We start from the raw sequence: 10,247 nt of genomic DNA on the forward strand, positions 1-10,247 counted from the left end.
TCAAGCAGCAGCCTGGGCGGGCAGCTCCTGGCGCTGCAGGTGCTGGTTGATCTGCTCGATCACCGGCAGCAGGTCGGCCACGCTGTCGATCACAAAATGGGCGCCGGCGCTGCGCAGCTGTTCGCTGGCGGTGCTGCGTATCTCTGCTTGCGCGTCCGAGCCGAGCGCCTGCCATTCGGGCAAGGACAGGCCATTGGCATTGCCGCTGACTGCCACACCAACCGTCCAGCAACCGGCATTCAGCCCTTCGGCAATGCCGACGCCGGTGTCGTCCACCTTGACCACGGTCGAGGCAGGCCAGACACCCAGATCGGCAAAACAGCGGTACATCATCAAGGGGCTGGGGCGGCCAGCGGCCAGGTCGCCGGCGCAGACGATGTTGTCTGGCGCGTAGCCGGCGCGGGCGGCGATGGGTTCGAGCACATCCATGATTGGGCGGTTGTAGCCGGTGGTGCTGCCGATCTTGATGCCGTCGAGCCGCAGGCGGTTGACCACTTCCAACGCGCCAGGGATAAAGTCGGCAAAATCACCGACCACGCGGGCGTTCATCGGCGTGAACACCTCGTAGAGATGGTCGATATCGCTGTTGGCCACCGGCTTGCCATAGCGGCGCTCCCACTGCGCTGCCACCTCGGGCAGCTGGCACAGCGCTGCAATATGGTCCCATTTGGCAGAACCCATTGGGCCCCGGGCCTGGGCAATGCTGATCTCGATGCCGAAATCCTTGAACAGCTGCACAAAGGCGCCCATCGGCGCGCGTGAGCCAAAGTCGACAATCGTGCCGGCCCAGTCAAAAACAACGGCTTGTACGCGTTGGGGGTTGTGAAAATTCGTCATGGTGTCCTCTGCCCCTTGGCCCGGCCAGGGCCAAGTCGGGGTATGTCTATATATAGAAGATGGGTCGTTCAGCGGGTGGTGTCTGCCTTTACCAATCAGCAAAGGTGTCATGGGCCACGCCAAAACCGGTGCTGGCCCCCGTTCCGCTGGTGACGATCGCCACGCGGGTGGCGGCGTCCGGCGCCTCGATAAAGCAGTCGGTCTGTGGGGCGGAGGGGTAAATGCCCACCCAGCGCTCGGTGACGCGGTAGTCGCCAATGTTCAATGCTTCGCGCATATGGCGCAGCATCAGCGCATCAACCTCGTCCTGCGCAAAGGGCTGGACGGAGGCGCCATAGTGGTGCGAATCGCCGACCACCAGGCTGCCGTCAGCGCTTTGCACGGCGATCAGGTGGATGCCATGGGCAAGGCTTTCGCCCTCTTCCTGCTGCAGTTGCTCGAGCAAGGCGCGCGCCTCGGGCAGCTTGCTGTAGCCGTGGTAGCGCACCAGGCTCAGGTCGCCCATCACCGATGCGTTCAGGCGCAGATTGCCAGCGGGCTGTACGCGCAGCATCTGCAGCTGGCACAGCTGCACCTGGTGTTTGGCAAACAGCTCGCTGTAAAGGCCATGGATGTCGGCATTGGTGCAGACCACCACGCGCTCGGCGTGCAGCTGGCCCTTGGCTGTCACCACCTGGGGCGTGGCCACCTCCAACACCGCTTCGCCAAAGCGGAAGGTGACTTGCATCTGCTCGGCCAGCCAGCGCGTCAGCTGGGCGATCGCGTCGCGCGATTCCACCCGCAGGTCAATGGGGCTGTGCAACACGGCCTTGGCCTGGTCTAGCCGCAGCTCGGGCGCGTGGCGGGCGGCCTCTTCGGGGCTCCATAGTGCGCAATTCACACTCTGGGCCATCTCGGTGCGCATAAAGGCCTGCAACACATCCAGCGCCTTGTCGCGTGTCGCCACCAGGTTCAGGCCCTGGTGCTGCACCGTTATACCGGCCTTGGGCGCAAGCTCGGCCCAGACGTCGCGCGCATGGCGGGCGCGGCGCCAGGTGTCCCCGGCCCCCTGGCCGGTCACCGTCACAAAGCCAAAATTGCGGATCGACGCGCTCACGCAGGCGGCATCCCGGTCGACCACGCAGACCGTAAGGCCCCGGCGTGCCGCCTCATAGGCATGGGCGAGGCCCACAATGCCTGCACCCACCACAATCACATCAAAACTAGTGCTTCCCACCGTCATTCCTGTCTTTCCTGGTTCTCAAATCATCTTGTCCATCCACACGATCAGCGCTTGCGCCAAGCCTGCGTGCGCTTGTTCAACCACCAGCCCAGCGCCTGGTAGAGCACGGTCACCACGCAGCTGATCGCGGCAATCATCACCGCCATCGCAGCGGCGGCGGCCATGTCGCCGGCCTCATCCAGGTTCAGGATCGCAACGGCGCCCAGGCGGGTTTCTGGCGAGTAGAGGAAGACGACGGCTGAGATCGTGGTCATCGCGGCCACAAAGAAGTAGCGCGAGACCTCCAGCAAGGCCGGCAGGCACATCGGCAGGGTCACCTTCCACAAGGTGCGGTAGAACGGCACCTTGAGCGAGGCGCTGACCGATTCAAACTCGCCATCGATCGACTTGAGCGCCGTCACCAGGGTCATGTGGCCGGTGGTGTAGTAGTGCATCACCGTGCACAGCACCATCAAGGGCATGGTCTGGTACAAAAAGTTCAGCGGGTTGCCAGGGGCGTTGAAAAAGAAGATATAGCCCAGGCCCAGCACCAGGCCGGGCACGGCCATGGGCAGCATGGCCAGCATGCGCAGCACCGGGCGCAGCGCGGGCATGCCCTTGGTTTTTTCCAGCAGATAGGCGCCCATGAAGACCACGATGGGCCCGGCCACCGCAGCGCTCGCGGCCATGGTCAGGCTGTTGAAGACGGCGGTATCGACACCGGCATCGACCAGGCCGCTGGTGTAGTGGCTCAGGGTCAGGTCCAGTTGGTAGGGCCAGAACTGCACCAGCGATGCAAAGATGGCCATGCCGAACATGGCCAGCATCAGCGCGGCCAGCGTCCAGCACAGCAGGCTGCAAAAGCGGTCGGTGGCGGCATGGCGGCTGGGCTGCAGCACCACGGCGCGCGCGGTCAGCACCGCGGTCTGCTTTTTCTGCACCTGGCGGTCAATCGCATAGGTGATGACGGCGGGCAGCAGCAGCAGCAAAGCGACGACGGCGCCACGCTGGAAATCCTGCTGGCCGATCACCAGCTTGAACACATCGGTGGCGAGCATGTTGAAATTGCCGCCGATCACCTTGGGGATACCGAAATCGGTGATCACCAAGGTAAACACCACCAGTGCGGCCGAGACCACGCCGTAGCGCGCCGCCGGCAAGGTGACGGTCAAGAACTGGCGTGTGCGGCTGGCCCCCAGCGCGGTGGCGGCCTCGTAGAGGCGCTGGTCGCCCAGGGCCAGTGCGGTGATCAGGATCATCAGCGCATGCGGAAAGGTGGCAAAGCACTGGGCCAGCACAATGCCGGGCGCGCCGTAGATGGTGTCAAACCCCAGCGCATTGAGAACGGACTTGAGCACGCCCTGATTGCCAAACCAGTAGATCAGCGAGATGGCAGACAGCAGCGACGGGGCCAGCAAGGGCAGCAGGCTGATGCTGCGCAGCAGGCCCTTGGCGCGGATGCCCGAGCGCGTGATGGCATAGGCAAAGCCAAAGGCGAGCGGGATGACCAGGGCGGTGACCACCAGCGATACCCAGAGGCTGTTCCAGAGGCTTCCCAGCAGCGCGGGCGACTGGAAATAGCGCACAAAGCGCATGAAGGCTGAGCCCTCGTCGCCCGAGGTGGGCGCAAAGGCCTGGCCCAGCAAGGCGGCCAGCGGTGCCAACAGGCCAAGCAGCAGCAGCGCGGTGATGGCGACCAGCGCCAGTTGCGCGATGCGGTCACTGGGCGCTGCATGCAGGCCGGTATGGCGGGGGAGCGCTGCGGGCGCTGAAACGGATGAGGTCATAGTGTGTCGGTAAGGCCCCGTGACCGGGGACATGGCCGCGAGCGGCCCCTGCCCCGGCGCTTGCCAGGGCAACGGCCGGGCTCAGGCGGCCTGGGCAAAAATCTTCAACTGCTGCGCATGGATGGAAAACTGCAACCAGCGCCCCACCTGGATGTCGAGCTGCAGGCACTGCGCCGGGCTCAGCTGCAGCTGCACATGGCGCTCGGGCAGGCGCTGCACATCGACATGGACGATGCACAACGCTCCGAGAAACTCCAGCTGCTCGACGACACCGGTGAGCACCGGCGCGCCATTGGGTGCAGGCGCGCTGCCGATGGGCGGCATGGCCGTGCAGTCATGCACGCTGCAGTCTTCGGGCCGCAGGTAGACATGCAGGCTTTCGCCGGGGCTCATGCGCGGCGCCTGCGGGCAGTACAGCTTGTGGCCTGCCAAGGAGATGCCGCCATTGCCGGCGGCCAGGGCCTGCAGCTTGTTGGCCTTGCCGATGAACTCCGCCACAAACGGGGTGGCCGGGCGTTGGTAGATGTCGCGGGGCGTGCCCACCTGCTCGACCACGCCATGGTTCATCACCACGACGCGATCGGCCATGGCCATCGCCTCTTCCTGGTCATGCGTGACCATGATGGTGGTGACATACAGGCGCTGCTGCAGCGCCCGAATCTCGTTGCGCAGGTGCACGCGCACGGTGGCATCCAGGGCGGACAGCGGCTCATCGAGCAGCAGCAGGCCGGGCGACATCGCCAGCGCACGGGCCAGGGCCACGCGCTGCTGTTGGCCACCCGACAGCTGGGCCGGGTACTTGCCCCCGCTCACCGACAGGCCCACGGTGTCCAGCAGGCTTTGCACCTTCTGGGTCACCAGGGCCTTGGGTTGGCGCTGGCTGACGAGGCCATAGGCCACGTTGTCAGCCACCGTCAGATTGGGAAACAGCGCATAGGACTGGAAGACGATCCCGTAGTCCCGCTGCGAAGCAGGCAGTTGGGAGATGTTCTTGCCGTCCTGCCAGATCTCGCCGCTGGTCTGGGCTTCGAGCCCGGCAATCGCACGCAGCAAGGTGGTCTTGCCGCAGCCCGAGGGGCCCAGAAAACATACCAGCTCGCCACGGCGAATCTGCAGGTTGATCGACTGCAAGGCGGTAAAGCTGCCGTAGGACTTGTGCAGATGGCGAATCTCCAAAAAGGGCGGGCCGCCCTCTTCGTTGCCACGGCGCAAGCCCTGCTCGGCGGACTCGAATGCATACGAGGTATCGCGCACGGACGCAGCCTGTGTGGCCTGCGCCGCCTGGCCCTGCGCTACTGGCAAACGCGCTGTCTCCCTGTCACTCACTTCTTGGCCTCGCTCTTGGCGTCGTAACGCTTGGTCCATTCGGCCAGCACGCGCTCGCGGCTGTCGGCCATCTTGGAGAAGTCCAGCGGAATCAGGCGCGACTCATAGTCGGCAGGAATATTGGCCAGCTTGGGTGCAACGCCGGGCATGGCGGTAACGGCAAAGTTCTTGCCGTACAGCTCCATCGCCTCCTTGCTCACCGCCCAGTCCACCAGCTTTTGGGCGGCATCGGCGTGCTTGGTGCCCTTGTAGATGCTGATGCCTTCCAGATCCCAGCCCAGGCCTTCCTTGGGGAACACCAGCTCGATGGGTGCACCCTTGGCCTTGTTGGCGTGCGCACGGTATTCAAACGAGATACCGGCGACATACTCGCCCTGGGCGGCCATGTTGCAGGGCTTGGAGCCCGAGTGGGTGTACTGCGCAATGTTCTCGTGCAGTGCATCCATGTACTTCCAGCCGCCGCCGTTGCCGTTGTCGTCGCCAAACAGCTGCAGCCAGGCAGCGACATCAAAGTAGCCAGTGCCGCTCGAGGCGGGGTTGGGCATCACCACCTGGCCCTTGAACTCGGGCTTGGTCAGGTCTTGCCAGCTGGTGGGCATGGGGATGTTGCGCTTCTTGGCTTCGACGGTGTTGAAGCAGATGGTGGCGCCAAACACGTCCATACCAACCCAGTGGGGTGGGTTCTTGCTGTCGCGGTACTTGGCGGTGATCGCCTCCAGACCCTTGGGCGCATAGGCTTGCAGCATGTCGTTCTTGTCGAAAATCGCCAGGCTCGATGCCGCCACGCCCATGATCACATCGGCCTTGGGGTTGGCTTTTTCGGCCAGCAGCTTGGCGGTGATGACGCCGGTGGAGTCACGCACCCACTTCAGCGCGATGTTGGGGTGGTTCTTGTTGAAGGCCGTCTCATAAGCCTTGAGCTGGTCCATCTCGAGCGCCGTGTAGACCGTCAGTTCCGTCTTTTGGGCATACACCAGGCCCGTTGCTGCCATGGCGGCAGCTGCAGCCACCAGCTTTTTCCAGTTCTTCATTGCGTACTCTCTCGCCTGGGTTAATAGGATCGATGGAGTATCGGAAGCCTTTGTGACAATGGCATGGCGGATTGGCGAAGCTTGGATGACACAGGCGCTCGTCATATTGACGAGGTATTTGGGCTGTATCGCAGGCGCTACAGTGGCCTGCCATCCTGCGCCTGAAGGCCGACATTCCCAGTGGCCCTGCGCTGGATTGGGCGCCACTTTATGCTGCTCGCATGACATCAGCCACCTGGATCGCCTATATCGACGGCAGCGCCCTGCCCAACCCGGGGCGCATGCGCATTGGCGGCATTGCCTATGCGCCCGATGGGGCGAGCCACCGCTTTAGCCAGGCACTGGGCCATACCGGCTGCAACAACGAGGCCGAGGCTGTAGCGGCGATCCACGCCCTCACCTGGCTGCAAGGCATGGGCGCACGCGAGGTGCTGCTGCACACCGACAGCAGCATTCTGGCCGCGCAAATGGCAGAGCCCGCCGCAAAACCCATCGCTCGCCTTGCCGCGCTGTATGAACAGGCCCGCGCGCTGCGTGCCAGCTTTGTGCAGCTGGAGGTGCGCTGGGTGCCGCGCCACAAAAACACCGTAGCCGATGCCTTGGCGCGCGGTGAAGCGGCACCGGCAGACGATGCGGTAGATGCAGCAGCGATGACCAGCATGGCCTGATCGGGCCTGATGGTGTTTTATCTGGCCTAGTCTGGATTTATCTGGTTGACGCTCGCCTGAGGCGAGACCCGCAGCGCAGACGGCCTAGTTTTTTCCGCGCAGGCGCGAGCCCGGCAGCCTGCGCAGAGGCCGGGCCGCTGGCGCCACGCTGCGCATGGAGCGGCGGCCGTTGCCTGCCCCAGTGTCTGCTGCGGCGACAGCATCCCCTGCCCTGCCCGCTTGGGCCTGCTCCAGCCGCAGCTGGGCCAGCGCAGTCTCATGCTGGTGGCTTTGGAGCGCCATCGCCTGCGCATGGGCTGCCTGCGCGCTCTGCAGCTGGTGCTGGAGCTGCTGCGCCTGGGCCTGCGCCTGCTGCAGCTGCGCGGTTTGCTGCTCACGCTGGCCCTGCAGGGTCTGGCGGTCTTGCTGCCATTGGGCTTCGAGCTTGGCCAGCTTTTCTTGCTCGGTGCGCTGGGCTGCCATCGCCTGCTTGGTGTCCTGGCGTGCGCGGTCGAGCTCTTTCAATGCCCTGTGCTGCTGCAGCTGGGTTCTGTGCTGCAGCTCGCGCAGCTGCTCGGCATGGGCCAGGTCGGCCTCATCGCGGGCCTTGCGGTTCGCAAACAGCTCCTGCTCCAGCGCCTGCAGGCGCTGCTGCTGGGTGGCCGCAAACTGGTCCTTTTGCCGGCCGGCCTGCTCCAAGTCAGCCAGGCGCCCGCTTTGCATCTTGATCTGGGCATGGGCCACGGCGAGCGCCTGCTCGGTGGCGGCGCGTTGCTGGGCCATCAGGCTGCGCTCTTGCGCCAGGGCTTGCTGGGCCTCATCCAGCGCTTGCTGCTGCGCCTGCAGATCTTCGCGCACGGGCTCCAACAGCGCATCTGCCGCTTGCGCCGCCTGCGCTTGCACCTGCTCCCAGACTTGCTGCAGCGCCTGCACCAGCACGGGCGGCAAGCCGTTGCCAGCAGCGCTATCAGGCTCGCTATTGAGGGCGCTGCCCCCTCCTCCCGCCCCCAGGCGCGGCCCCAAGGTGGCAAACCAGGCCTCCAGCATGGGGCTTACCGTATTGGGCGAGCCGCGGCCGATCTTCTGGCGCACCCGCTCAATCGTTGGCCGTTTGCCCTCCAGCAGCAGCGCATCGGCCGCCTGCCAGACATCTTCTTTTTGCACGCTGCGCGTGGCACGCGAAATTTCCATTTTTTGAACCCTTTTCCGATTACTATCGATAAGAGATTGTTATCGCAAGTAATATGCTTGTTTCATGTAATGTATCATACATAGCATGTAATATTTAATCAATATGAAGTCTTACATTCCACTTCCTATGCCGGTAGATACGGATTTGCTGCCCGCTGCACCGCATGGCGCCGCGCCACTGCAGCCGGAGCTGCTGTCCGCATCGGCGCAAGACGCTTTACATGCCTTGCGGCTGGAAGCTGCATCCGAAAACACCACCAACAGCTACCAAAGCGCGTTGCGCTACTGGGCAGCCTGGTACTGGTTGCGTTATGGCCAGGCCATTACCCTGCCCTTGCCGGCCAATGTGGTGCTGCAGTTTGTGGCTGACCACAGTGAGCACCTGGGCGCGCAAGGCGCGCAGTCCGGCCTGCCGCCAGCGCTGGATGCGCAGCTGGTGCAACAAGGCTTCAAGGGAAAACGGGGGGCGTTGGCGCATTCCACCCTGGTGCACCGGATTGCGGTGCTCTCCAAGGCGCACAGCCACCAGGCGCTGCCCAACCCCTGCCACAGCGCCGAGGTACGCGAGGCGCTGCAGCACCTGCGCAAGGCCTATGCGCGCCGGGGCATGCTGGAGCAGAAAAAGGCCGCCCTCACCCGCCCCTTGCTGGAGCAGCTGCTGGCCACCTGTGATGACAGCTTGAAAGGCCGGCGTGACCGCGCCTTGCTGCTGTTTGCCTGGGCCAGTGGTGGACGCCGGAGATCAGAGGTGGCGGACGCGCGCATGGAATGGCTGCAGGCCATGGGCCCGGGCCAGTATCTCTATGACCTGCGCCTGTCCAAAACCAACCAGAGCGGTTCCGCCCGGCCAGAGAACTTCAAGCCCGTCGTTGGCGTCGCCGGCGCAGCGCTGGCCCAGTGGCTAGAGGCCTCGGGCATCCGCGAGGGCGCGATATTTAGACGCGTGTTCAAGAACGGCCAGGTGGGCGACGCGGCACTGAGCGCGCTGTCGGTCAACAACATCGTCAAGGAGCGCTGCGCACTGGCGGGCGTTGAGGGGGATTTTTCTGCGCACTCGCTGCGCTCGGGCTTTGTGACCGAAGCGGGCCGGCAGAACATGGCGCTGGCCGACACGATGGCAATGACCGGCCACCAGAGTGCGGCGACGGTGCTGGGCTATTTCCGCGCCGAGGCACCGCTGGCGAATAAGGCAGCGCGTCTGCTTGATGACCCGCAGGCGGACTGAGCCTGCAGCGCAGTGCTTTGGATCAATCCAGTGCGGTAGGCAGCAACAGCACCAGCAGCATCAAACCGCCCAGCAGCACCAGCTGGTGCAGCATGTAGTAAGGCAGGCTGTGGCGCCCCAGCCAGGCGAGGCTGCGGCTGGCCCAGCTTTGGGCAGGCCGCGCCAGGTAGCCCGGCAGCCAGGCACCGGGCTTGGCCATCTGCTGGCGGCCAATACCCAAGCCCAACAGCATCACACCCAGCCAGGGCAGGATCGGAACAAAATCCTCGGTGGCGGGTTTGCGCGTCACCAAGCCCAAGGGGCTAAGCGGCTTGGTGTTGAGCCACTCGACGAGCGCGGTAGGCAAGCTGCTGGCCGCATAGTGGTAGAGGCCTGGCGCGAGCATGCAAACTATCGCCAGGCACAACAGCAGGCGGTTGCTGCAGCCCTGCAGCAGGCGCAGCAGCAACAGCATCACCGCCATGCCATGGAGCACGCCAAAGTAGATAAAGCTGTTGGGAAACACCAGGTAGGAGCCGGCGCTGACCAGCAGTGCACAACCTGCCACCTGCGCCCAGCGCCGGTAAAACCGGGTGGCGCTGGTCTGCTTGCTCTGGGCTGCGGCTTGGGCCAGGCCTGCGCACAGCAGGAACAGGCTGACAATGGCGCTGCGCTGCCAGGTCCAGACGGGGTTGTGGTAGAAATCCTGGCGCCACAGCTGCAGATGGCTCAGATCAAAGCAGAGGTGGAAGACCGTCATCCAGACCATTGCCAGGCCTCGCAGCACATCCAAGTGGTCCCAGCGATCGCGCGGCGCGCGGGGCTTTGAATCGGCGTAGGTGACAGGGTGGAACTGGGTGGGCATAGATCAAACACGGAGGCTGCGCTATCGTGCCACATCTGCACCGCAGCTGCTGCCTGGCGTTGTTGGCAAGCAGCAAACCCAGCCACCGTTTTCAAAGATTCCAATATGAAAAAGCCTGTCGCATTTGCATGCAACAGGCTTTTAAATAATGGTCGGAG

General features: G+C 64.2%; 9 protein-coding genes. 2 read left to right on the plus strand and 7 right to left on the minus strand.

Going from position 1 to position 10,247, the window contains the following annotated elements:
- The 5 genes from phnX to WH367_RS07745 all read right to left on the minus strand — a co-directional run bounded on the left by phnX (position 1) and on the right by WH367_RS07745 (position 6,182).
- Entirely contained in the window at positions 1 to 837 is an 837-nt protein-coding gene (gene phnX, locus WH367_RS07725) for a phosphonoacetaldehyde hydrolase (protein WP_339535274.1), read from the minus strand.
- A gap of 88 nt (positions 838 to 925) precedes the next feature.
- On the minus strand, positions 926 to 2,059 hold the full coding sequence (locus tag WH367_RS07730) for a TIGR03364 family FAD-dependent oxidoreductase (RefSeq protein ID WP_339535276.1): 1,134 nt from the start codon (positions 2,057 to 2,059) through the stop codon (positions 926 to 928).
- Positions 2,060 to 2,103: 44 nt separating this feature from the next.
- Complete coding sequence (locus tag WH367_RS07735) at positions 2,104 to 3,825, minus strand: putative 2-aminoethylphosphonate ABC transporter permease subunit (RefSeq protein WP_339535277.1); 1,722 nt, start codon at positions 3,823 to 3,825, stop codon at positions 2,104 to 2,106.
- An 81-nt stretch (positions 3,826 to 3,906) separates the two neighbouring features.
- The gene (locus WH367_RS07740; RefSeq protein ID WP_339535421.1) at positions 3,907 to 5,001 is read right to left on the minus strand and encodes a putative 2-aminoethylphosphonate ABC transporter ATP-binding protein; all 1,095 of its coding nucleotides are present in this window, start codon (positions 4,999 to 5,001) and stop codon (positions 3,907 to 3,909) included.
- Positions 5,002 to 5,147: 146 nt separating this feature from the next.
- Positions 5,148 to 6,182, minus strand: a complete 1,035-nt coding sequence (locus WH367_RS07745; RefSeq protein WP_133858870.1) for a putative 2-aminoethylphosphonate ABC transporter substrate-binding protein — start codon at positions 6,180 to 6,182, stop codon at positions 5,148 to 5,150.
- Between the two features lie 221 nt (positions 6,183 to 6,403).
- On the opposite strand from WH367_RS07745, the gene WH367_RS07750 reads away from it, so the two are divergent.
- Positions 6,404 to 6,850, plus strand: a complete 447-nt coding sequence (locus WH367_RS07750; RefSeq protein WP_339535279.1) for a ribonuclease HI family protein — start codon at positions 6,404 to 6,406, stop codon at positions 6,848 to 6,850.
- Between the two features lie 84 nt (positions 6,851 to 6,934).
- On the opposite strand, the gene WH367_RS07755 is transcribed toward WH367_RS07750, so the two are convergent.
- Positions 6,935 to 8,020 (minus strand): DNA-binding protein, encoded by a 1,086-nt coding sequence (locus WH367_RS07755; RefSeq protein ID WP_339535280.1) that lies wholly within the window; start codon positions 8,018 to 8,020, stop codon positions 6,935 to 6,937.
- Between the two features lie 127 nt (positions 8,021 to 8,147).
- Here WH367_RS07755 and WH367_RS07760 point away from each other — a divergent pair, with 127 nt between their 5' ends.
- Complete coding sequence (locus WH367_RS07760; protein ID WP_339535282.1) at positions 8,148 to 9,245, plus strand: site-specific integrase; 1,098 nt, start codon at positions 8,148 to 8,150, stop codon at positions 9,243 to 9,245.
- Between the two features lie 22 nt (positions 9,246 to 9,267).
- Here WH367_RS07760 and WH367_RS07765 read toward each other — a convergent pair whose 3' ends face one another.
- Positions 9,268 to 10,089, minus strand: coding sequence for a heparan-alpha-glucosaminide N-acetyltransferase (locus tag WH367_RS07765; RefSeq protein WP_021028387.1), 822 nt, complete (start codon positions 10,087 to 10,089; stop codon positions 9,268 to 9,270).
- Positions 10,090 to 10,247 lie beyond the last annotated feature (158 nt).

This window comes from Comamonas sp. MYb21 (genome assembly GCF_037479395.1).
GTDB lineage: Bacteria > Pseudomonadota > Gammaproteobacteria > Burkholderiales > Burkholderiaceae_C > Comamonas.

Excerpts from the sequence above, each read along its gene's own strand:
- phnX (WP_339535274.1), bottom strand. The coding sequence starts at position 837 with ATGACGAATTTTCACAACCCCCAACGCGTACAAGCCGTTGTTTTTGAC.
- WH367_RS07730 (WP_339535276.1), bottom strand. The coding sequence starts at position 2,059 with ATGACGGTGGGAAGCACTAGTTTTGATGTGATTGTGGTGGGTGCAGGC.
- WH367_RS07735 (WP_339535277.1), bottom strand. The coding sequence starts at position 3,825 with ATGACCTCATCCGTTTCAGCGCCCGCAGCGCTCCCCCGCCATACCGGC.
- WH367_RS07745 (WP_133858870.1), bottom strand. The coding sequence starts at position 6,182 with ATGAAGAACTGGAAAAAGCTGGTGGCTGCAGCTGCCGCCATGGCAGCA.
- WH367_RS07750 (WP_339535279.1), top strand. The coding sequence starts at position 6,404 with ATGACATCAGCCACCTGGATCGCCTATATCGACGGCAGCGCCCTGCCC.
- WH367_RS07755 (WP_339535280.1), bottom strand. The coding sequence starts at position 8,020 with ATGGAAATTTCGCGTGCCACGCGCAGCGTGCAAAAAGAAGATGTCTGG.
- WH367_RS07760 (WP_339535282.1), top strand. The coding sequence starts at position 8,148 with ATGCCGGTAGATACGGATTTGCTGCCCGCTGCACCGCATGGCGCCGCG.
- WH367_RS07765 (WP_021028387.1), bottom strand. The coding sequence starts at position 10,089 with ATGCCCACCCAGTTCCACCCTGTCACCTACGCCGATTCAAAGCCCCGC.